This window comes from Caballeronia sp. DA-9 (assembly GCF_051615025.1).
GTDB classification, from domain to species: Bacteria; Pseudomonadota; Gammaproteobacteria; order Burkholderiales; family Burkholderiaceae; genus Caballeronia; species Caballeronia sordidicola.
The window spans coordinates 399,910-422,754 of the sequence record NZ_CP195133.1; the positions used below are offsets into that span (position 1 = coordinate 399,910).

At 59.5% G+C, this 22,845-nt stretch carries 17 protein-coding genes; 12 read left to right on the plus strand and 5 right to left on the minus strand.

Going from position 1 to position 22,845, the window contains the following annotated elements; genetic code table 11:
* Positions 1 to 55: 55 nt before the first annotated feature.
* A complete protein-coding gene (locus ACRWA7_RS18080; RefSeq protein WP_060817273.1) occupies positions 56 to 1,129 on the minus strand; it encodes an AI-2E family transporter in 1,074 nt (357 codons plus the stop codon).
* A gap of 88 nt (positions 1,130 to 1,217) precedes the next feature.
* On the minus strand, positions 1,218 to 4,091 hold the full coding sequence (uvrA, locus tag ACRWA7_RS18085; RefSeq protein ID WP_438395294.1) for an excinuclease ABC subunit UvrA: 2,874 nt from the start codon (positions 4,089 to 4,091) through the stop codon (positions 1,218 to 1,220).
* A gap of 296 nt (positions 4,092 to 4,387) precedes the next feature.
* Here uvrA and ACRWA7_RS18090 point away from each other — a divergent pair, with 296 nt between their 5' ends.
* The 7 genes from ACRWA7_RS18090 to ACRWA7_RS18120 all read left to right on the plus strand — a co-directional run bounded on the left by ACRWA7_RS18090 (position 4,388) and on the right by ACRWA7_RS18120 (position 14,205).
* Positions 4,388 to 5,590, plus strand: coding sequence for an MFS transporter (locus ACRWA7_RS18090; RefSeq protein ID WP_438395296.1), 1,203 nt, complete (start codon positions 4,388 to 4,390; stop codon positions 5,588 to 5,590).
* A 70-nt stretch (positions 5,591 to 5,660) separates the two neighbouring features.
* The gene (locus ACRWA7_RS18095) at positions 5,661 to 6,185 is read left to right on the plus strand and encodes a single-stranded DNA-binding protein (RefSeq protein WP_060817270.1); all 525 of its coding nucleotides are present in this window, start codon (positions 5,661 to 5,663) and stop codon (positions 6,183 to 6,185) included.
* A gap of 693 nt (positions 6,186 to 6,878) precedes the next feature.
* The gene (locus tag ACRWA7_RS18100) at positions 6,879 to 7,526 is read left to right on the plus strand and encodes a response regulator transcription factor (RefSeq protein WP_060817269.1); all 648 of its coding nucleotides are present in this window, start codon (positions 6,879 to 6,881) and stop codon (positions 7,524 to 7,526) included.
* Between the two features lie 157 nt (positions 7,527 to 7,683).
* Positions 7,684 to 8,361, plus strand: coding sequence for a response regulator (locus ACRWA7_RS18105; RefSeq protein ID WP_438395297.1), 678 nt, complete (start codon positions 7,684 to 7,686; stop codon positions 8,359 to 8,361).
* Between the two features lie 80 nt (positions 8,362 to 8,441).
* Positions 8,442 to 9,086, plus strand: coding sequence for a response regulator (locus tag ACRWA7_RS18110; protein WP_438395299.1), 645 nt, complete (start codon positions 8,442 to 8,444; stop codon positions 9,084 to 9,086).
* A gap of 206 nt (positions 9,087 to 9,292) precedes the next feature.
* Positions 9,293 to 10,051, plus strand: coding sequence for an aquaporin (locus ACRWA7_RS18115; RefSeq protein ID WP_438395300.1), 759 nt, complete (start codon positions 9,293 to 9,295; stop codon positions 10,049 to 10,051).
* A gap of 29 nt (positions 10,052 to 10,080) precedes the next feature.
* A complete protein-coding gene (locus ACRWA7_RS18120; protein WP_438395302.1) occupies positions 10,081 to 14,205 on the plus strand; it encodes an ATP-binding protein in 4,125 nt (1,374 codons plus the stop codon).
* A 32-nt stretch (positions 14,206 to 14,237) separates the two neighbouring features.
* Here ACRWA7_RS18120 and ACRWA7_RS18125 read toward each other — a convergent pair whose 3' ends face one another.
* Positions 14,238 to 15,158, minus strand: coding sequence for a LysR family transcriptional regulator (locus tag ACRWA7_RS18125; RefSeq protein WP_438395304.1), 921 nt, complete (start codon positions 15,156 to 15,158; stop codon positions 14,238 to 14,240).
* A gap of 471 nt (positions 15,159 to 15,629) precedes the next feature.
* Here ACRWA7_RS18125 and ACRWA7_RS18130 point away from each other — a divergent pair, with 471 nt between their 5' ends.
* From ACRWA7_RS18130 to ACRWA7_RS18140, 3 genes are all read left to right on the plus strand, one after another.
* Positions 15,630 to 16,766, plus strand: a complete 1,137-nt coding sequence (locus ACRWA7_RS18130) for a porin (protein ID WP_060817264.1) — start codon at positions 15,630 to 15,632, stop codon at positions 16,764 to 16,766.
* A gap of 183 nt (positions 16,767 to 16,949) precedes the next feature.
* Complete coding sequence (locus tag ACRWA7_RS18135) at positions 16,950 to 17,405, plus strand: CHRD domain-containing protein (protein WP_438395306.1); 456 nt, start codon at positions 16,950 to 16,952, stop codon at positions 17,403 to 17,405.
* A gap of 51 nt (positions 17,406 to 17,456) precedes the next feature.
* On the plus strand, positions 17,457 to 18,392 hold the full coding sequence (locus ACRWA7_RS18140; protein WP_438395308.1) for an alpha/beta hydrolase: 936 nt from the start codon (positions 17,457 to 17,459) through the stop codon (positions 18,390 to 18,392).
* A gap of 4 nt (positions 18,393 to 18,396) precedes the next feature.
* On the opposite strand, the gene ACRWA7_RS18145 is transcribed toward ACRWA7_RS18140, so the two are convergent.
* Positions 18,397 to 19,239, minus strand: a complete 843-nt coding sequence (locus ACRWA7_RS18145; RefSeq protein ID WP_438395310.1) for an EcsC family protein — start codon at positions 19,237 to 19,239, stop codon at positions 18,397 to 18,399.
* 104 nt (positions 19,240 to 19,343) lie between these two features.
* Between ACRWA7_RS18145 and ACRWA7_RS18150 the strand changes: the two genes are divergently transcribed.
* Together ACRWA7_RS18150 and ACRWA7_RS18155 are read left to right on the plus strand one after the other, a co-directional pair.
* The gene (locus ACRWA7_RS18150; RefSeq protein ID WP_438395311.1) at positions 19,344 to 20,942 is read left to right on the plus strand and encodes an MDR family MFS transporter; all 1,599 of its coding nucleotides are present in this window, start codon (positions 19,344 to 19,346) and stop codon (positions 20,940 to 20,942) included.
* 49 nt (positions 20,943 to 20,991) lie between these two features.
* Positions 20,992 to 21,462, plus strand: coding sequence for a MarR family winged helix-turn-helix transcriptional regulator (locus ACRWA7_RS18155; RefSeq protein ID WP_060817259.1), 471 nt, complete (start codon positions 20,992 to 20,994; stop codon positions 21,460 to 21,462).
* Here ACRWA7_RS18155 and ACRWA7_RS18160 read toward each other — a convergent pair.
* On the minus strand, positions 21,459 to 22,733 hold the full coding sequence (locus ACRWA7_RS18160; RefSeq protein ID WP_438395312.1) for an amino acid deaminase: 1,275 nt from the start codon (positions 22,731 to 22,733) through the stop codon (positions 21,459 to 21,461). The genes ACRWA7_RS18155 and ACRWA7_RS18160 overlap by 4 nt on opposite strands.
* Between the last annotated feature and the right edge of the window lie 112 nt (positions 22,734 to 22,845).

A 22,845-nucleotide genomic window follows, 5' to 3' on the forward strand; every position in this document is an offset into this window, starting at 1 on the left:
AAGCTGGCGGAACTTGCATTCAAGCGCCGTCAGTTTCTCGAGTTAAACCATTGAGCTAAACCAGTCTCAGATAAACCAGTTCGCGCTTGATGTAAGCATAGAAAATCGGCGCGGCGATTACGCCCGGAAGGCCGAACGCGGCTTCCATGGCAAGCATTGCCAACAGCAGTTCCCACGCGCGCGCTTCAATCTGCCCGCCAATGATTCGCGCATTCAGGAAGTATTCGAGCTTATGAATGACGATCAGAAACCCGAGCGAAGCCACTGCCGTTCCGAACGACACGGAAAGCGAGATAGCGACGATCAGCGCGTTGGAAATCAGATTCCCGATGACCGGCAACAATCCGACAATAAACGTCACCATCACCAGCGTTTTCGATAACGGCAGCCGCTCGTGAAACAGCGGCAATGCGACCAGCAAATATAAAGCGGTGAATGCGGCGTTAATGGCGGATATTTTCACCTGCGCGAAAACAATACGGCGAAACGCCTCCGAGAACCGCGTCACACGCGTGACGAGCGCCGTGGAAAGCGGCAGCCGATGCGTTGTGCGCGGCGTGCCCACGGCGATGATCGCGCCAATGATCATCCCGATCAGCACGTGTCCGAACCCGCGCGCCGCGTCCTTGCCGCCTTGCTGCAACATGGCGGCGTGCTTCTGCATGAGATCGGTTGCCTTGTCCTTCATCTGCTCGGAATCGACAGGAAGGTAGTTCGCAATCCAGTTTGGCACCTGCAGACGGGCGTGCGACGTGATCATCATGAGTTGATCGAGCAGTTTCTGGACGCTTGGGACATCGCGCTGAAAATGATCGATGGTTGCGACCGTCGCGCCCGCCAGCCCGCCCACTATGACCACAGCCAGAATCACGACCGCGACCCAGCGGGCGCGTCCGCTCGTCATCGTTTTTTCGATGACCGGCGCAATGGTGTGCACGAGCTGGAACACGAGCATGCCGGCCAGCAGCGCGCCGAGCAGTTGCAGATGCAGCACCGCGAACATGCCGGCGAACGCGACAAGATAACTGCCGATTTCCACCGCGGACAGTTTCGGCATGCTCATGTCGCTCGTCAGCCGGACCGGCCGGACTGCGGGCCTGTTCTCGGCCGCTTCGTTGCGCTTTGCCATGAATCCTTCGGTCTCCTGCCGCGAACGGGTTACAGAGTGCTACGGCCCGATAACGGGCCGGCTCAAGGTTGCGGGTTGTGCTTGTGCGTCATGCAGCCGATCTCGGCCGTTGCAGCAAGGGCGCGAGATACCGGCCGGTAAAACTGGCCTTCGATTTGGCAACCTGCTCGGGCGTCCCCTGCGCGATGATCTGGCCGCCGCCCGCGCCGCCTTCGGGACCCAGGTCGATCACCCAGTCGGCGGTTTTGATTACATCCAGATTATGCTCGATGATTACGACAGTATTACCCTGATCGCGCAGGCGGTGAATTACTTCGAGCAGCAGCGCGATATCGTGGAAATGCAATCCGGTCGTCGGTTCGTCGAGAATATAGAGAGTCCGACCCGTGTCACGCTTGCTCAGTTCCAGCGAAAGCTTCACGCGCTGGGCCTCGCCGCCTGAAAGCGTGGTCGCCGACTGGCCGAGGCGGATATAACCCAGACCGACGTCGAGCAAGGTTTTGAGCTTCCGCGCGACGATCGGGACCGGCTTGAAGAACTCGTACGCCGCTTCCACGGTCAGGTCGAGCACTTCGTGAATATTCTTGCCCTTGTACTGGACTTCGAGCGTCTCGCGGTTGTAGCGCTTGCTGTGGCAGACGTCGCAAGGCACGTACACATCGGGTAGAAAGTGCATTTCCACCTTCAGCACGCCGTCGCCCTGACAGGCCTCGCAGCGTCCGCCCTTCACGTTGAACGAGAAGCGGCCAGGATCGTAACCCCGTTCCTTCGATGCCGGTACGCCCGCGAACAACTCACGGATCGGCGTGAAAAGACCGGTATAGGTTGCCGGATTCGAGCGCGGCGTGCGGCCAATGGGCGATTGATCGACGTTGATGACCTTGTCGAAATGCTCAAGCCCTTCAATGGCTTCGTAAGGCGCGGGCTCGGTCGCCGATCCATACAGATGCTGCGAGACGGCGTGATACAGCGTGTCGTTGATAAGCGTGGACTTGCCCGAGCCCGATACGCCGGTCACGCACGTCAGCAAGCCAACTGGCAAGTCGAGCGAAACGTTTTTCAGGTTGTTGCCATATGCTTCGATGATCCGCAGCCGCCGTTCGTCGGGCGGCGTGCGGTCGGTCGAATAGCTGATGCTGCGTTTGCCCGACAAATACTGACCGGTCATTGAGTTCGGGTCGTTCTGGACATGCTTTGCCGTGCCTTGCGAGACAATCTCGCCGCCATGCACGCCCGCGCCCGGACCCATGTCGACCACATAATCGGCCATGCGGATCATGTCTTCGTCGTGCTCGACCACGATCACCGAATTGCCGATGTCACGCAGATGCTTGAGGGTATCGATCAGCCGGTCGTTATCCCGCTGATGCAAGCCGATGGACGGTTCATCCAGCACGTACATCACGCCGGTCAGGCCCGAGCCGATCTGCGACGCGAGCCGGATGCGCTGCGCTTCGCCGCCCGAAAGCGTCTCCGCGCTGCGTTCCAGCGACAAATAATCCAGCCCGACGTTATTCAGGAACGTCAGCCGCGCGACGATTTCCTTGATGACGCGATCCGCGATCTCGGCCTTCGAGCCTTCCAGCCGCAGCGTCTGGAAATAGCCGAGCGTATCGCGCAGCGGCCAGCCGCTCACTTCGTAAATGGCCCGCGCGTGCTCGCCCGTGCCGAGCTTCACGTTGCGCGCTTCCGTGCGCAGCCGCGTGCCTTCGCACGCCGGACACGCCTGATTGTTCTGATATTTCGATAATTCCTCGCGCACCGCCGCGGAATCCGTTTCCTTGTAGCGGCGCTCCAGACTCGGGATGATCCCTTCGAACGCATGCTCGCGAACCGTCGTGCGGCCACGCTCGTTGATGTACGAAAACGGAATCACCTGCTTGCCGGAACCGAACAGCAGGATCTTTCGGACCTTTTCGGGCAGGTCCTCGAACGCGGCATCGAGATCGAATTCGAAGAACGACGCCAGGCTTTGCAGCATCTGGAAATAGAACTGGTTGCGCCGGTCCCACCCTTTTACCGCGCCCGCCGCCAGGGACAATGACGGATGCGCGACCACACGCTTCGGGTCGAAGAACGTGATCTGTCCAAGGCCGTCGCATTCCGGGCACGCGCCCATGGGGTTGTTGAACGAGAACAGGCGCGGCTCGAGTTCCTGCAGCGAGTACGAGCAGATCGGGCAGGCGAATTTCGAGCTATATAAATGCTCGCGCTCCGAATCCATTTCGAGCGCGATTGCGCGGCCATCGGCCAGGCGCAGCGCGGTTTCGAACGATTCCGCCAGGCGCTGCTTCATGTCCGGCCGAACCTTCAAGCGGTCGATGACGACATCGATAGTATGTTTATCGTTCTTTTTCAGCTTCGGCAGCGACTCGATCTCGTAGATCTTCGCAACGCCTTCATTCGCCGTGCCGCCGCCCGAGCGCACGCGAAAGCGGATAAAACCCTGCGCCTGCATGGCTTCGAACAACTCGGTGTGCTCGCCCTTGCGATCCGCGACCACGGGCGCGAGGATCATCAGCTTGGTTTCCTCGGGCATGGCGAGCGCGGCGTCGACCATTTGCGACACGCTTTGGGCTTCCAGCGGGATGTGATGGTCCGGACAGTGCGGCGTACCGACGCGGGCAAACAGCAACCGCAGGTAGTCGTGAATCTCGGTAACGGTGCCGACCGTGGAGCGCGGATTATGCGAAGTCGCCTTCTGTTCGATCGAAATTGCCGGCGACAAACCCTCGATCAGGTCCACGTCCGGCTTTTCCATCAACTGCAGGAACTGGCGAGCGTAGGCCGAGAGACTTTCCACGTAACGGCGCTGGCCTTCCGCGTAGAGCGTGTCAAAGGCGAGCGACGATTTCCCCGAACCTGACAAGCCCGTAATCACGATCAGCTTGTGACGCGGCAAGTCGAGATTGATGTTTTTGAGATTGTGGGTGCGAGCCCCACGAATACGAATTTCTTCCATGAATCCGGGCGGAAAGTAAGGGGGCTAAACCTGCTACTATAACGACTTTTCGAGAGCGCGTTGCCCGCGCTCATCGGCGTCAATCAAGCGTGCAGCGGGTCTGCGAAGGATGTTTTTCGACCTTCGCATGGGGTCGGGGCGCGGTCTCGAAGCACATTGGAAGCTCTTTGGGAAGCACAAATTCCGCCTCGGCCGTCTGTCTCATATAGTGCCGTTCCCGGCAACCACAAGATGGCCGCACTCGTGCTCCGTGTTCGCGCGCATGGCCTGACGCGTATCCACATTACCTCGCCCCGATGTCCAATCCGTCTGCTACGTCCACACGTCTGAGCGCGCCAGAGTTGCGTGCGACCGTGTCGCTTGCCGCAATCTTCGCGCTGCGCATGCTCGGTCTCTTCATGATCATGCCGGTGTTTTCCATCTACGCGAAGACGATTCCCGGCGGCGACAACGTGCTGCTCGTGGGCATTGCGCTGGGCGCTTACGGCGTCACGCAATCGCTGCTTTATATTTTTTACGGCTGGGTCTCGGACAAGCTGGGGCGCAAACCGGTTATCGCGTTCGGACTGGTGATTTTTGCCATCGGCAGCTTCGTGGCGGCGGTCGGGCATTCCATGACGTGGATTATCGCCGGGCGTGTGATCCAGGGAATGGGCGCGGTTTCGTCGGCGGTGATTGCGTTTATCGCGGATCTGACGACTGAAGAAAACCGCACGAAAGCCATGGCAATGGTCGGCGCGAGCATCGGCGTCTCGTTCGCGGTGGCCATTGTGGGTGCGCCGATCGTGTTCCAGTGGGTCGGCATGAGCGGACTGTTCACGCTGATTGGATTTTTATCGATACTCGCCGTGGGCGTGGTGATCTGGGTCGTTCCCGACGCGCCCCGACCGCCCGTTCACGTGAAAGCGCCGTTTGCGGAGGTGCTTCACAACGTCGAATTGCTGCGGCTGAACTTTGGCGTACTTGTCCTGCATGCCACGCAGACGGCCTTGTTCCTGGTTGTTCCGCGTATTCTGGAAGCGGGCGGTTTGCCTGTTGCGGCGCACTGGAAAGTCTATTTGCCGGTCATGGGACTTGCGTTCGTGCTGATGGTGCCGGCAATTATTGCTGCGGAAAAACGCGGCAGGATGAAGGCTGTCATGCTTGGCGCGATTTTCCTTATCCTGATTGGCCAGTTGTTATTGGGCGCGGCTCCTCATACTCTGTGGTCAGTGGCCGCAATCTTGTTTGTCTACTTTCTGGGCTTTAACGTGCTGGAGGCGTCGCAACCGTCGCTTGTCTCCAAATTGGCGCCTGGTACGAGGAAAGGCGCGGCAGCGGGGGTTTACAACACGACGCAGTCGATCGGTCTCGCAATCGGTGGCGTGATTGGCGGCTGGCTGTTGAAAGTAGATGGCCAGAGCGCCGTGTTTTTCGCGTGTTCCGCGCTGGTGCTGGCATGGCTGATCGTGGCAACGAACATGAAGCCGCCGCCGCAGAAGATCCGGCGCACGGCATGATGAATCGGGTTAGCGCTGCATTGAATTGAATCGTATTGAATTGAACTGAATTGAATTAACAGGAGAAATCATGGCATCCGTCAACAAGGTCATTCTGGTCGGAAATCTGGGCGCTGATCCGGAAACCCGCTATCTGCCGAGCGGCGACGCCGTGGCCAACGTCCGTCTCGCCACCACCGATCGTTTCAAGGACAAGACGTCCGGCGAAATGAAGGAAATGACGGAATGGCATCGCGTGACCTTTTTCGGCCGGCTGGCGGAAATCGTCAATGAATACCTGAAAAAGGGCTCGTCCATTTACGTGGAAGGCCGTATTCGTACGCGCAAATATACGGATCAGGCGGGCGTGGAAAAGTACGCGACCGAGATAGTGGCGGAACAGATGCAAATGCTGGGTGGACGCGGCGGCGCGGGCGGCGGCGGTGGCGGCGATGAAGGCGGCTACAGCAGCCGCGCTCCGGCCGAACGCAGCGGCGGCGGTGCGAGCCGTGGTGGTGCATCGGGCGGACGTCCTGCGGCAGGAGGCGGCGCAAGCCGTCCGAGCGCTCCGGCGGGCGGCGGTTTCGACGAAATGGACGACGACATTCCGTTCTGACCTAAAAATCGGCGCGGGACGGTGAAAGCTGGACCCGAAGTTTCTTGCTCATTCAGTCGTGAGCGCGAAACTTCGGGTCTTTTTTCGTTGTAGAGACCAAAACACAAAAATCGAGCGTTGTCATTTCACCACGAACTGATTTGGCTTAAGCAATCGTTTGCGTGCGTGATTTTCGAAAGAGTTGTTCGTTTTTATCGATGAAGGTCCGAAAGCTCATCACCAGATTTAATCCCGCGCGCTTGCTGTAGACGGCGCTTCAGCCGCGTGCTGCAAAACATTCGCGATCTTTAGAACCAATAATGGATGCGGTCTTCTTGGAATGACCTTCCACGTCTTCTCGGTATTAACAGCTCTTTCCTCAATGGAATCAGAGTAGTGGAATGTTTCTAAACAAGCGCGAATAGGACGATTCGTATTGAGCGCCCGGTCGGTTGAAAACTACTCTGAGCACCGTTCGAGTGCGGCATGGCCATGCATTGGACAATTCCACGACGGCGCAGGCGAGCGCCGCACTGAGGGGAAATAAGTCAAATCTTACAAAACGCCCGATTTCGCGAAGCCAACATTGAGAGTGTTCCTATGTTGAGCGGCTTGGCGCCCGTGTTCTTATGCGTAACGGCGTGTTGCCGAATCAATCGTTGCCGGATCGGCCCTGATTTAACCGACGTGCAAACAATAAAATGAGAGGGCGCATTGAAACTGCGAATCGTTCTGGCAGACGATCACCCGTTCGTGTTGCTCGGCATCCGAGCGACATTCAGCACGGATGAAAACCTGGAAGTCGTAGGCGAGGCCGCAAGCGCGGCCGCCCTGCTGCGCTTGCTGGTTACCACGCCTTGCGACGTGCTGGTGACGGATTTCGCCATGCCCGAGCTGGGTTTGCAGGCCGAAGACGGACTTCGTCTGATCAAGCGGGTGCGGCGCGACTGGCCGGAGATCCGCATCGTCGTGCTGACCAGCATGAGCAATGTCGCGATTCTCCGTTCAATCCTGAGCGCCGGTGCAATGGGTCTGCTCAATAAGGTCGAGTCAATGGATGAGCTCGCGGCCGCGGTCAAGTTTGCGGGCGTCGGGCGCCGGTACTTGAGTTCATCGGTTGTCGACGCACTGGCCGTGGCCGGCGCGGAAAACGACCTGCTCGGCGAAGGTCCACGCCTGTCGCCTCGGGAAATCGAAGTCGTGCGCATGTTCGCAAGCGGCCTCTCGATCACCGAGATCGCGCGTTTCATGGAACGCGACGTGCGCACCATCAGCCGTCAAAAACGCGACGCCATGAGCAAGCTCGGAGTCCAGAACGATCCAGGACTGTTCGCGTTCGCGCGCGCTTACGGCCTCACATGATGAGAGTTCTGAACTTGAAAGGCTTTCAGAAGCATCTTATGTCGATGCCGGTGCAGATCAACGATCCTGCAGCGGGCCATGCAAATGCAGGCAAATTGCAACCCGCTGAGAGCGGACGCATCACCCGGGCGGACATCGGGTTTAACGAGGTTAGTAAATGATTGCGTTCACTCAACGAATCAGGTTGGCAGTTGCCGACGATCATCCACTGGTCGTCCTGGCCACCGAGCGATTGATCGCGAATGTGCAGAACATCGAGATTGTGTGCCGCGCGCAGGATTCCACGGGTCTGATTGCCGCGCTGGAAAAGCAGGAATGCGATGTCGTGATCATGGATTTCTACATGCCGGGCGGTACGCACGGCGACGGCATAGACCTGATCAAGTTCATTGTCGAAAATCATCCGAAGACTGCGATCGTCATTTTGTCCATGACAACGGACGCCGATCTTATTGCCCGGGCGCTCGATGCGGGCGCGAACGCCGTGGTCAGCAAGCAGGATCGTCTGGAACTGATCTACGTGGCGATCGTCACGGTGCTCGCGAATGAGGATTATCTCGGGCCGTCGGTGCGCGCGCTTTTGGCGGACGCGACTTCGGCGCATCGCGTGGACATGATCCGGCAAAAGCTCACGCGCCGTGAACTCGACGTAATCGGACGCTACGCACGCGGCGGAAATGTCACGGAAATTGCGCGCGAGCTCGGCCGCAGCGTCAAGACGATCAGCGCGCAAAAATGCGCGGCCATGCGCAAGCTCGAATTGAATACGGATGCCGAGCTATACCGGTTCGCGTTCGACAGCGGTCTGGTTCAGGTGCAACGGCCGGGGCCATAGCCGGAAACTGTACTGGACTACAAGATTCATGAGCCCAGGGGATACACGGGCCGTCACGTAGAGCGCGGAAACAATAAAAAGTGCATTCAAAAATCCGGATTATCCTGGCCGATGATCACGCGGCCGTAAGAAAGGGCATCGGTATCTGGCTTCAACGCGATCCGCGTGCCGAGGTCGTGGCGACTGCCAGCGACACCGAATCCCTTGCCGACCGGATCGACAGGTTCCCGTGCGATATCGTGATCTCGGATATCGGCATGCGAGGCATCGATGGCGAGAGCAATGCCATCGCCTTCTTGCGGCGCTTTCTGAGGCAACCTGAGCGGCCGCGCCTGATCGTCGTCACCATGATTGCGCAACCTCAAATGCTCGCCGGTCTGCTTGACCTGGGGGCGGACGCACTCGTGGACAAGCGTGACTGCATGGAATCCCTGAATCAGGCGATGGTTGCGGTAATCGGCGGAGATCGTTTTGTATCGATGCATGCTGATGCACTGCTGAAGTCTCATATCGAAAATAAACCCAGTCAGGCCGGCGTACTGAGCGCTCGCGAATGGGAAGTGTTGCAGCTATATGCGGGTGGAATGTCATTAATTAGTATCGCTGATCGCCTTGAAAGAAGTATCAAGACAATCGGTACCCAAAGGCGCAACGCCATGCGTAAGCTCGGTCTCGAGACCGAGGTGCAATTGTTGAACTATCTGCGACAGATTGGACTGGCTTGACATAGTCATACTGCAACGCCCTTTCCAAACAGCATCAATAAATCGGACCTTCTGTTAGTCAGAAACGTTTAGGAACGCTCTGATTAATGGGATGCGTCTTTGCGCCCAAACTTGAACGCTTGCTCCCCCGATGCTTGCCGTCCCCGCGACTATCGCCACGCGGCTCGCATCGGCAATGGAGTTCAACCCAGGGAAGCGAAGACGATATGTTCAAGAAACTGCTGGGCGAGTGCCTAGGAACTTTTTCGCTCGTCTTTTTCGGTTGTGGCTGCACGGCGCTTGCCGGCGGATATTTCCGGACGGACGTTGGCCTCATTTGCCAGGCGGTGGCCTTTGGCCTTGCTTCAACCACGCTCGTGTATGTGCTGCGTCCCATTTCGAGCGCTCACTTCAATCCAGCCGTCACGGTTGGATTTGCCATTGCCAATCGCTTTCCCGTGCGTGACCTCATGCCGACTATCGCGGCGCAAGTCGGCGGCGCGATCGCGGGCGCGTGGCTTCTCTATGTCGTAGCCAGTGCGCGGCCCGGCGCGTCTCCCGGTCTCGTCGCGCTTGGCGTGAACGGTTACGGCGCCCATTCGCCCGCGCGCTATCAACTGCATGCAGCGTTGATTGTGGAAGTGCTGATGACCTTCGTGTTCGTGCTCGTGAACCTCGCCGTGACATCTGGCAAACGGATGCGAATTGGCGGCGCGGCGCTGATCGGGTTGTCGCTGACGTTGTGTTCGCTGCTCGCCATTCCTGTCACCAACGCATCCATCAATCCAGCGCGTTCAACCGGGCCAGCGCTTGTCATGGGCGGTTGGGCGCTGGACCAATTGTGGCTTTTCTGGGCTGCGCCCCTGGGCGGGGGCGTGCTCGCGGGCTTCGTTTTCCCCATGCTCCAACGCAATGCATCCGCCAGCAACAGCAAGATGCAAGGCACCAGCCGTATTGGCGGCGCGCTCGACAACCAGCCGCTATGACAAGCGCGCATCGACCATTGCCGTGCGCCATGCGTGCTTCGTGGATAGTCCGCGTGGTTCGCCTGATGGCGCTCCTCGCCCTGGTCATGACGGGAACCGTCGCATGGGCCGATCCCTTGCGCGCGGAGCACGCCAAACAATCGCTGGAGCACTATTCGACGCTTACCGTGGGTGTCCTCGCAAAGGGGACCGCGAAAACGGCGACGATCGCCAACGGAAAACCGGTTGGCGTCAGCGTGGATGTCCTGCGGGAGTTGGCGGGTCCGCACACGAGCCTCGATTCGCGGGTCTATCCGGATATGGCGAGCCTGATCGACGCCGCATGCAACGGCGAAGTCGACATCGTTGTCGACGTGACGCGGGTGGACGACAGAAACTGGTGCCTGACGTTTACCGCTCCTTACCTGGCCAATAGCGAGGCGCGTTTTGCCGTGCCGCTCGGCCGCACCGCGTTACGCGACGACCTGAACTGGCGGCTGGCAAAGTTGGGTCCGGCGCGTATTGAAGAACTCCGGGCGCGATGGCCGCAAGATGCATCGCGACTTGGCGAGATGTCTGACCAGGCTCCGGTTCTGAACCTGAGCGCCGACGAACGCGCCTATCTGCGCTCGCTGCCGCCTCTTGTGCTGGGCGTCGACAGCACGTGGGCGCCGTTTACTTACGCCGATTCCAATGGCCAGACGGGCGGAATTGCGCTGGCGTACACGGCATATTTGTCGAAGGCGCTCGATATCGATTTCGATCACCGCGTGTATCCGGATTGGGCCGCTGTGTCGAACGCGTTTGTGAGCGGACGGGTCGACGTGATCGCCACGACCAGCCGCGATACACCGCGGCTGGCTGGCGGCATAGTGACCGGGCCGGTCGAAAGCTATCCGCTCGTAATGGTCGCGCGCCAGGGGGAAGTGGCGCCCGCTAGCATTGGCGAGGCGTCGTCGCGGCGTGTTGTTGTGACAGCGCGGCTCGCCGCAAGCGGCCGGCTTGGCAATCTTCCATCGAATACGGTGTTCAGCGTCGCGCCGAACCTGACGGCGGGGCTCGACCGCGTCGTGCGCGGCGAAGCGGATGTGTTCGTTGGCGATCTTGCCGCTGTGGATATCGCGCTCGCCGCGCGTTACGAAGATCAACTAAGGATCATCGGGCCGGCGGGCGAGTTCGAACATATCGGCTTCGCACTGCGTCCCGAATTCCGCCGGCTCGCGCCGCTTATTGAGCGCGCGCTGATAGCCATGCCCGCAGTCGACAAGCAAAAGATCCTGTCGGCACGCCAGGCCGCCTTCGATCCTTCGTCTAGCGGATGGAGTGTCAGCGCCATGCGTTTGCTGCCGGCGCTGATTGCCATCGCCGTGATCCTCGGCGTCACGTTGCGCGCGTTCGTCCTCCTTCAGCGCGAAATGGCGCGGCGCGTGGATACGGAGCAGCGCCTCGCGACGCAACTGAGCTTCCAGCAAACCATGATGGAAGTGGTGCCGTATCCGCTCGTCGCGAAGGATCTGGAGAACCGTTATATCGCGGTGAATCGCGCGTTCGAAGAAACGCTGGGCGTGCGGCGGGAGAACATTATTGGACGCACGACGCTCGAGGCTCAGGTCTGGGGCGTCGAAGACAGCAAGCGCCTGCACGATCTCATTGATCAGAGCCTCACGAACGGGCAGCGCGAACAGGTTGAAATCACCTTTCACGATCGTCGCGGGGCATTGCGTCACGGGCTTTTCTGGACCGGTGCATTCAAGGCGGCGAACGGCGCAATGGCCGGAGCGGTCGGCACGATGATCGACATCACCGATATCCGCGACGCCGAAATGCGCGCGCGTGAGAACGAGCTCCGGTTGCACGATGTCACGCGTTCGCTTCCGGCCGTCGTGTTTCAGCTACGGCGCGCGGTGGACGGCACGTATAGCTTTCCGTACGTCGGCGGCGATACACGTCATTTGTTTGGTCTCGATCTTTCGACGTTGAGCAACGACCAGGTCGCCGGGCTGAGCGTGATTCACGCTGAAGACAAGCCCGGCGTGCGGGACGCAATCGAGCGTTCCGCGCTGACGCTGGAGCCGGTCCACACGGAATTCCGCTCGATCGTGGACGAAGGTCGCCGCTGGATTCGCGCCGATCTCGTCGCCCATCGGGAGGCCGATGGCGCCGTGGTGTGGAACGGCTATTGGGTCGACGCAAGCATTGAGCGCGCGCGCGCCGATGAACTCGCCGCAGCGCGCGATGCGGCCGAAGCGGCGTCGCGCGCGAAAGACGATTTCCTCGCCATGATGAGCCACGAAATCCGCACGCCAATGAACGGCGTGCTCGGACTCGTGGAAGTGTTCGAGAACACGCCGCTCAATCCAGACCAATCGCAGATGCTTGGCATGATCCAGGATTCGGCGAGCGCGTTGCTGCAGATCCTTGACGATCTGCTTGACTATTCGAAGATCGAGGCAGGGCGTCTCGCTATCGAATCAATGCCGATCGACTTGCGCGAACTCGTCGACAACGCTGTCGGCCTGCTCGCCGGACGCGCGCACGAAAAAGGCTTGCGCGTGCGCGTGGCGGTGGCGCCGGATGTGGCTGCGAGCTTGCGCGGCGACAGCGTGCGCTTGCGTCAGGTGTTGTTCAACCTGCTGAGCAACGCTATCAAGTTCACGATGAAAGGCGAGGTTACGCTATCGGTGAATCTGGTCGAAAGCACGTTCGGCGTGCAGACGGTGGAGTTGAGCGTTGAAGATACAGGTATCGGCATTGCGGCCGACGCGCAGGCGAGCCTTTTCGAGCCGTTCGTGCAGGCTGAAACTTCAACCACACGCCGCTTTGGCGGCACGGGGCTCGGTCTTACGATCTGCAACAAGCTTGTCGAACTGATGGGCGGGACGCTCGAGCTGAAAAGCGAATTGGGTGTCGGCACGCGAATGACCGTGCGGCTCGCCATGCCCGTCGAAACGCAGAGCTATCAGATCGACGGATTGCGCGGCAAGCGCGGCATCATTGCCATCGACGATCCGCGCGTGGCGCGTGCACTTGTTGATTACGGGCAGGCGCTGGGCCTCGATCTCACCATCTATTCCCGCGACGACCCTGCACTACGCGATCCGTTGACCTTCGGTGGCATCGACCTGGTGTTTCTCAGCGACGCGCACGAGGAAGCGCTGCCGTTGAAAACGCGCGTGATCCACGTCACCGAGAAGCCCAAGCCAACGGGTTATCGAATTCTCGATGACGACATTCGCGTGAGCGTCAATCCGATTTCATGGCGAGGCCTGGGCGCGGCGTGCGTGGCTGCGTTGACCGGGCTGCCGCAGATCGTTTCGCGCGCAACGCGCGGTATGGATACCCACATAGAAGCGCCCGATCGCGAGCGCGCCATTCGCACAGGGCGGCTCGTGCTGGTAGCCGAGGATCATCCGGTGAACCAGGAGTTGATCCGTCATCAACTATCGCTGCTTGGATTTGCTTGCGACATTGTGCCGGATGGCGTCGAAGCGCTCGCGGCGCTGAAACATGGACATTATGGTTTCCTCATTACCGACTGCCATATGCCGAACATGACCGGCTACGAGCTGGCGCGTCGCGTGCGGGCGAGCGAACTGGGACTGTCGAAGAGATTGCCTATATTGGGAATCACCGCGAGCACGGCGCCTGAAGAACTCTCCATGTGCCGCGATGCCGGCATGGACGATTGCTTCGTCAAACCAACCCGTTTGGCTACGTTGCGCGACCATTTGAACCGGTGGCGCGTGATGGAAAACGCATCGTCTGCGGCAGACGCCGATGAAATCGTAAAGCCGGATCCGGACACGGCCTTACACGCGGCGCCCGCTGAAACCGATGAACTCGATCTCGGCTACATGACCCAACTGTGGGGCAGCGAGGCTACCGTGAAGGCGTTGCTCGATGCGTTTGTATCGTCGTTTCGAGACGATCTTCGCACGTTGCGGTCGCTGCTTGACAGCGGCGGTTCCGTGGCGCAATTGCGCGAATGGCATCATCGGGTGATCGGGGCGGCGAGCGTGTTGCAGTATCGTCCGTTGCAGTTGGCGCTCGATGTATTCCGGCGCGATCTTCTAGACAAACCCGCCCCGCGTCGAAACGAAGACGGCGCGTTGCTGATCGCGCGCTGCGAAATGCTGCTGGAAATCATAGAAGGACAGTGCGCAGCGATCGCGTGATCGCGTTTGCGTTTTCTGTTTATGTGACGCGCTTAGAACAGCGCGCCCACGGCCGTATCTTTTCTGAAATGAGTGATCGTGAAGTCCACGAACGATCGCGTTTTCGCCGACACATGCCGGCGTCCCGGATATACCAGCGACACTTCCTTGTCGGCGTTATTGACCGCGTAATCGGTCAGCAGACGAAGCAGATTGCCGCTCTGGAGGTCGTCTGCGACGTGGCTTTCCGGGAGCGCGGTGATACCCATTCCGGAAAGCGCGGCCTGCCGCAGCATTTGCGAATTGTTGACCGTGTAATCCGGGTCGATGACGATATCTTCGCCTTCGCCCGCCGCGCTCGTGAACGACCAGGTGGCGCCGTGTATGTCCGCGGATGGCGACAGGAACACGTGCGCGGTGAGATCGGCGGGGCGTAGTGGCATGCCGTGTTTCGCGAGATAGTCTGGCGCGGCGACAATAACGGGCGTTACCTTGAACAACGGACGATTGATCAGTGTGCCGCTGTTGACCATGCGCGGCACGACAATGCCGACATCGAAACCTTCGTCCACCAGGTCGACAGGCCGGTGCAACACCGTGAGCCGCACTTTCACGTTGGGAAATGCCTCGCGATACTCGCAGAGCAGCGGCGTGAGCCCGAATAACGAAAACGACGCCGATGCCACGAGCTTCAACGTGCCGGACGGATCGAACGATGTTTGCGACACCGTTGATTCAATTGCCTCTACCTGTTCGATGACCGCGCGGCAGCCTTCCGCATAAGACGCGCCTGCTTCGGTAAGCGACACGCTGCGCGTGGTGCGGTTGAGCAGCCGCGTGTTGAGATGCACCTCGAGCAACGCCACATACCGCGTGATAACCGCATTCGAGAGATTGAGCGCAGCCGCAGCCCGGCCGAACGACCCGGTTTCAGCGACCTTCACGAAAACGCGCATGGCTTGCAGATGATTCATTGACTACCGAAGCTCACAAAGTCACCCCGATTGTGCTGCGCTCCAGGGCGGGAAAGACTTGCGCCGAGCGGTTCTCATGGTCCACCACTCGCGTGCGCGATGTTATTCGCATGAAGTTATCCAAGAAATAGGAATAAGCCGAAAGCGGTGGAAAGCATGGTTGTGTCGTGCGGTTGCTACTGTCGCAACGGTGCAACGTGCATAACTAATTAGGTATCCAGATGTTAAATCGAGATAGCGGAAAAGCCTGACGTGACAAGCGTTTGCACGATCGGAAATCTCATTTTTCGACTTATTTAAAAAGCCTTTTGTGTCTGCATCGATGGCCTGCTTAAAAGCCAGCGCCCTAAACTTTGTTCAGCCGAATCGCGGTGTCCGGGAAAGACCGGAGACGAGTCGCCTTGATGTCATGCAGGAAGGCGTCGCGTTATGCAACCAGTCGAGTCGTCAGACTCATTAAAAGGATCAACCATGAAAAAGACCCTGATCGTTGCGGCCGTAGCCGCTTCTTTTGCGACCGCCGCTAACGCGCAAAGCAGCGTCACGCTGTACGGCCTTATCGATGCTGGCTTTACCTATGTGAACAACGAGGTCACGACGCGCGCGGACAAGGGTAGTGCCCCAGCATTCCGCCTGTCGAGCGGCAACATCAACGGAAGCCGCTGGGGCTTGCGCGGCGCCGAAGACCTCGGTGGCGGCATGAAGGCGATCTTCACGTTGGAAAGCGGATTCAGCATGGGCGACGGTTCGTCGCTGCAAGGTGGTCGGGAGTTCGGCCGTCAGGCATACGCCGGTATCTCGACGGCTCAGTTCGGCACGGTAACCCTTGGTCGTCAGTACGACTCCGTGGTTGACTACCTTGGACCGATGACGGCTAACGGTAGCTGGGGCGGTACGTACTTCTCGCATCCGTTCGACAATGACAACACGAACAACTCGTTCCGCGTGAACAATGCGGTCAAGTACCAGAGCGCGAACTATTCGGGCCTGACGTTTGGCGGCCTCTATGGTTTCTCCAACGAAGCAGGCGGATTTGCTGACAACCGCGCCTACAGCGCCGGTATGCAATACGCGAACGGTCCGTTCAAGATTGCTGCTGCTTACTTGCAAATGCAGAACAGCTCCGGCAAGCTCGCCACAGCCAATACCACCAGCAACACCGCGGGCGCTGTAACCGAAAGCTTCCTTCCCAGCCAGACTCAACGTACATACGGCGTCGGCGCCAACTATGCTATCGGCCCGGTGACGTTGGGTGGTGCATGGACGCAAAGCCGCTTCCAGTTCGTGGGCGGAGACTCCACGGTTCGCTTCAACAACTATGAGTTGAATGCGCGCTATGCACTGACGCCGGCATTGGCAGTCGGTGCCGCCTACACGTACACGGACGTCAAGGGCTACCTCCCGACGGCGGATAACAACGACCACGCACGTTTCCATCAAGTCGGTCTGCAGACGGACTACGCGTTGTCCAAGCGTACCGACATCTATGCTGAAGGCGTGGTGCAACTCGCAAAGAATGGCGCAGCAGCCCAAGTGTTTGGTTCGAACGCTCCCGCAGCGCACGGCAACCAGGTTGTGGTTTCGACCGGTCTTCGTCACCGCTTCTAATGCTGTAACGCTGTAAGTTTTGTGCTTTAAGCAAAGGCGCCTTCGGGCGCCTTTTCTTGTTTTGGCACTTCAGGCTCTTTCGACGGCGCGCGTAGATAAGCCCGCAGCAAAAATGTTCTACTATGACCAATCGATGAGACAGACCACTCATCGGCTGATTGGGTCATTTACGAGAGAGCAAAAATGTTCACGAGATCCGGATCGTTGCCAATCAAACGCCTTGCAAGTCTGGCCTTTGCGTTTGTGTCGCTAGTGTCAACATCGGCGTTCGCCGATAGCGTCGCACTGCAGGCCAATCTGCAACCGTCGAGCGAAGTGCCGCCGCGCGTGAGCAAAGGGCACGGAATCCTGAAAGCTACCTTCGACACCACCACCAGAACGCTGCAATGGATCGTGACCTATGCGGACTTGTCGGGCCCGGCGACCATGGCGCATTTCCACGGGCCCGCGCCGGTCGGGCAGAACGCGAAGGTGCAGATCGCCATCGATAAAAACGCGTTGCCAAGTCCAATCAACGGAGAGGCGACGCTCTCTGATGAACAAGCGATCGAGCTGATGGCCGGCAAGTACTACTTCAACATCCACACCGAGAAGAACCCGACAGGCGAGATCCGCGGCCAGGTCAGGCCCGCTGATTGACAAGGCGCGCGCCCGAAAAACCACCGGTTTATATAAAAACGAGGATCGTCCATGAGTTGGCAAAGCGCGCTGATGTGTTGGGTCTTGCGGCACAAGATGCACCCTGCAACTGCAACGCCGGGTATCGATGTTGCCCGGGCACGCGCAATGACATCGAAACGTGCGTGGTCGCCAAAGGTCCCGCGCGGCTGGCATCTTGAAGAACGGTACGCCGATGAAGACGCACCGCTTCGTGGCGAATGGCTTTCGCCCGACACGAGGCCGGACGTTACATCGGACATCACGATTCTCTATCTGCACGGCGGCGGCTATTATTTTTGCTCGCCCGCGACGCATCGCAATCTCGTGTTTGCGTTTGCCCGGCGCTCCGGCGCACGCATCTTTTCGCTCGATTATCGGCTCGCCCCGGAGCATCCGTTTCCGGCTGCGCTCGATGACGCGTTGGCGGCATACAGAAAACTCGTTGCCGATGGCGTGTCGCCGCAGTCGCTGGTCATTGCCGGCGACTCGGCGGGCGGCGGTCTCGCGCTCGCCGTGCTGCTCGCGTTGCGTGATGCCGGTGATCCGCTGCCGGCGGGCGCCGTGGTGTTCTCGCCGTGGACGGATCTGGCGGCAACGGGTGCATCGGTCACGACCAACGATGGCCGCGACGACATGTTCCACGGTCGCGCAATCGCGCCGGCGGCCAAGCTTTACACAGGAAGCGCCGATGTGCGCAACCCGTATGTATCGCCGTTATATGGACGCTTCGACGGCTTGCCGCCGCTTTTCATTCAGGCAGGCGACACGGAAGTGCTGCTCGATGATTCCACGCGCGTGGCCGAGAAAGCGCGAGCGGCGGGCGTAAGCGTGGAATTGGAAGTCTTGCCGAACATGCCGCACGCGTTGCAGATGTTCGCTCCTTTTGTGCCGGAAGCGAATCGGGCGCTGGAGCGCGCCGCAAGGTTCGTCCGCAGGATCGCTGTCCGTCAGCTCGAAACGGCCTGATGCCTCACCGCCCGCCCGAAATATCGATGATCTGAAACGTCCGCTCCACCGCCAGTTGCCCATACTGGCGCTCGAGCCGCCGCACCGTGAAGTGCCCGTGCGCCATCTGCTGGAAGTGATCGATAAACACCGTGTTGACCATGGCTCCAAGCACGGCGCCGATTGCGGGAATCGACTTGGCTGCGACCTGCTCGCTGACCTGCACCGAGAAGCGCGACGCCACCGTCTGCAGGAACTTGAGCAATGCGGTCGAGCCGTGCCCGCTCAATCCCTTCGTCGCAATCTCGCTCGTCGCCTTCGATACCGACTGCGCCAGCGTCCCGCGCACGATGAAATAGCCGATATCGGCGTTGTCGTCGCTGGAACTGGGGCCGCCCATGCCGAGGACCATCAGGCACTGCAACTGGGTATCGATGAGATGAATGTCTTCGCCTTCGCTGCGCGCAATGTCGCAAATCGAACGGAACATCAACGTGGTCGTGACCGGCAATTCCACCGGCAATGCAAACAACCCGAATGCGCCGCCCGCCGCGCCAGTTGTCGCCACGGCAAGCTTGTGCATCAGGTTATGCGGCTTTTCGGGCGGCAATAAAACCCCTTCCACGGTGCTTTTGCTCAAGGTCCGAAGCGCCAGTTGCAGGCATTTCTTGAGCGCGGCCTGCGTGGCGTCATCGATTTTTTCCTGTGCGACGTTCGGCATGCGCGCCATCAGCTTTTCAATAGGCGAGCCGACCACGCTCGCGAGTTTCATCGTCAGAGACGGGCTTTCCAGCGCTTCCTTGGCGCGGCGCAAGGTCGCCAGGTCTTCCGGAGAAAGGGGCGAGGCGGATATTGGCGTCGGTTCCATGATGTTTTCAAAAGGTCCAGGAAGGATTCAGGCTTTGATTTAGAACAATATCGCGTGCTATGATTCCCAGTCTGTTGACAAGTCAATCATTGCGGTATCAAAAAATGGCCGTTCATACTGCCGCGCATCACTCCGCGGGACAAGTGCTCCCTTTCCGAGAATCGCTCATGGCGATGCTCGGAATCTGCTTCGTGACCATGCTGGTCGCGCTCGATCAAACCGTGGTCGGCACGGCGTTGCCGACTATCGTGGCTGAACTCAAGGGCTTCGATCTGTACGCGTGGGTCGCGACCTCCTACTTGCTGACATCGGTCATCACCGTGCCTATTTTCGGGCGGCTCGGCGATTATTACGGACGCAAGCCGTTCGTGATTGCATCCATTGTTGTTTTCACCGCGGCTTCCGCGCTCTGCGGCATGGCCAACAACATGCTGTTTCTCGTGCTCGCGCGCGGCCTGCAAGGCATTGGCGGCGGCATGCTGGTCGGAACCGCGTTCGCCTGCATTGCCGATCTGTTTCCCGATTCCGTCGTGCGCCTTCGATGGCAAGTCATGATGAGCTCGGCATTCGGCATTGCGAACGCTGTCGGGCCGTCACTGGGCGGAGTGTTGACCCAATACTACGGCTGGCGCTCCGTTTTCTACGTCAACTTGCCCGTTGGCCTGATATCCGTGTTTTTCGTCTGGCGTTTCCTGCCGCACCTTCGGCACATCAAGCATGAAGGCAAGATGCGACTTGACTGGCAAGGCGCGGGCCTGATCGCAATTGTGCTTGGATCGCTGCAATTGTTTGTCGAAATGTTGCCGAAGCACGGCGTTTCAGCAGGGACGCTGGCGCTGCTGGGGGTGAGTGTTGCGGGTGGCTACGCGCTCTGGAAGTGGGAACGGCGCTGCGAGTACGCCATTCTTCCCATCGATATGTTCCGCAACAAGAGCCTTTCCGCGCTGTTCACGCTGGCGATTCTTGGCGGTTTCACCATGTTTTCGTTGCTGTTCTACGCGCCGCTGCTGTTTCAGGGCGGGTTCGGCATGTCGCCGAAAGACGCCGGGCTGATCATCACGCCGCTGGTGGTGTTTATTACCATCGGCAGTATTTTGAACGGGCGGATCGTGACGCGTGTGAAGAATCCCAACGCCATGCTTTACGTGGGCTTCGCGTTGCTCGCGATCTCGTGTCTTGGCGTGGTGATTGCAACGCACGCCATGCCGCGTCCGCTCCTGATGGCATTCATGGTGCTCGGTGGCATGGGTCTTGGTTTCGTGATGCCGAACCTGACCGTGTTCGCGCAATTGACGGCGGGGCGCGAACACCTGGGCATTGCGACGGCGTTGCTGCAGTCGCTGCGCATGATTGGCGGGATGGTCGGCACGGCGCTGACCGGCACGCTGATCACGCATCTTTACGCGAGCGGCGTGCAGCTTGCACTCGATAAAGACAACGCCAGCCACTGGTTCGGCGATCTCAGCGATCCGCAAATTCTCATCAACCACGAGGCGCAAACCACGTTGTTATCCCAACTCGTGGCGGCTGGTCACAACGGCGTTGCGCTGCTGGAGTCGGCGCGTGAATCCCTGGTTGCGGCGATCCACATTGGTATTGCGGTGGCGGCGGTGGTTGCGGTCGTGGCCGTGTGGCAATCGCGACGTGTGCCGCCGTTGCGGCTGAAGGGCGCGAAGGTGGAACCGGCCGTCATGGCCGAATGAAGTCATTGCCGGACGCACGGCATTCACGCGAAGCAGGGAATCAATCAGCATGGACGAAACGGAACGCATCGCGGTCATTCAGCAATTCGGACGCACTTATCGTGTGTTCATGCAGGCGTTCGAGTCGCAAGTCGGCCAGCCGATGCCACGCTGGCGCATCCTGCTCGCGCTGCATGAACATTCGGGCGAGCTGTCGCAGAAAAAACTGGTCGAGCGGCTGCGCGTCGATCCGGGCGCGCTCACGCGGCAACTGAAGACGCTTGAGGCACTCGGATGGATTGCACGCAGCGTGGATCAGCGCGACAACCGCATTTCCAACGTGATCCTGACCGATGAAGGCCGCGCGGTCGTGAACGCCGGTCTGCCGCGCCGCAATGCGTTTCTGCATGAAACGCTTTCAACGCTGCCCGACGAAGCCATCACCGCGCTTTCGGGCGCGCTGCGTGTGCTCGAGCAGCGCATCATCGAGGTTGCGTCGAGCGCGAGTTCTGAAACCGCCACCCTCGACGACAACGCTTAAAACGCTGTTTCGACCACTTCCTTCACGCGATATTTCGCATCGACGATCAGAATCTGACGCCATTTGTCGAAGGTGAGACACGGGTGCGAGATATCGAACGCGATCATGTCGCCAACCTTGATGTCATCGCCCGGCTTTATCCGCAAATACGCGTGCTGGTCCATCATGCCGAAGATTTCCCAGCCTTCGCCGGGCGTCACGTCGCGCGGCAGTTGCGTGCCGGGACGGAAATGGCGGGCGGGTTCGGGCATGCCGGCGTCGAAGGCCGCATCGCGTTTTCCCAAACCGATGATCACGCGATCCGGCTCCGGAATCGACTGCACATAAGCCCACAATTGCAGCGCCGGTTTCAGCCCTTCGCCCATCCTTTTCGCGATCGGATTGCGCGCGAAAATCTCGTTCTGCGCTTTTTTGTAGATGCCGACATCGTGCGTCAGATAACAGCCCGGACGCAGGATCACTTCTATGGCGTCGCTGTTCGCTTTCGCGAATTCGTCGGCTACCACGTCGTACCAGGCGGACCCCGCGCCTGACAAGATGGCCGGCTTGCGCTCGATCTCGCCCTGCGCGACGAGCGAGCGCGTCACGTCCACGGCGTGCTGCAGAAAAGCGCGCACCTTCGATTCGTCCTGCAGCACGCCTTCATACAGTTCCACGCCGGTGAGCTTCACGGTATCCGGCCAGCGCGCGATGGCGGCAAGCACCGCGTCGCGCTGCGCGTCGTCGCGAATGCCGGTTCTGCCGCCTTCCACGCCGAGTTCCAGCAACACGTTGATCTGCTTGTTCACATCGCTGAAAAACGCGCCTAGCTGATCCACGTTGTCCGCCGAATCCACGAGGCAATGAAACTCGAAATTCGGGTCGGTGAGCAGTTCCGCGATCATGCCCATATTGCGTTTGCCGACGAGCTGGTTGGCCATCAACACGCGCTGCACGCCGCCGCGATACGCCCCGCGAACCTGATGCGCGGTCGCGAGCGTGATGCCCCACGCGCCGGCTTCGAGCTGGCGGCGAAACAATTGCGGCGCCATGGTCGTCTTGCCGTGCGGCGCGAGTTTGACGCCGTATTCGGCCACAAATGCCTGCATCCACTTCAGGTTGTGCTCCATGCGCTCCGCGTACAGGACGGCGGCGGGCAGGCTCACGTCTTCATCGAGCAGATTCCAGTCGAGGCGCGCGGCATCGGCCAAGTGGACACTGACTCCCGGAACCATGCCGAGACCTTTGCCGAAAGGATCAATTGTCGCTGTCTGATAGTTTGTAACTTTCATGTGCCGCTACTCCATCGTTCGTTTGTATGTCGCCACGTGGTTCTTTTAAGCCGATACGTGCATATTCGAGATTGACTCGCTCATGGTACAGAAAGTACGATGCCTGATAAAT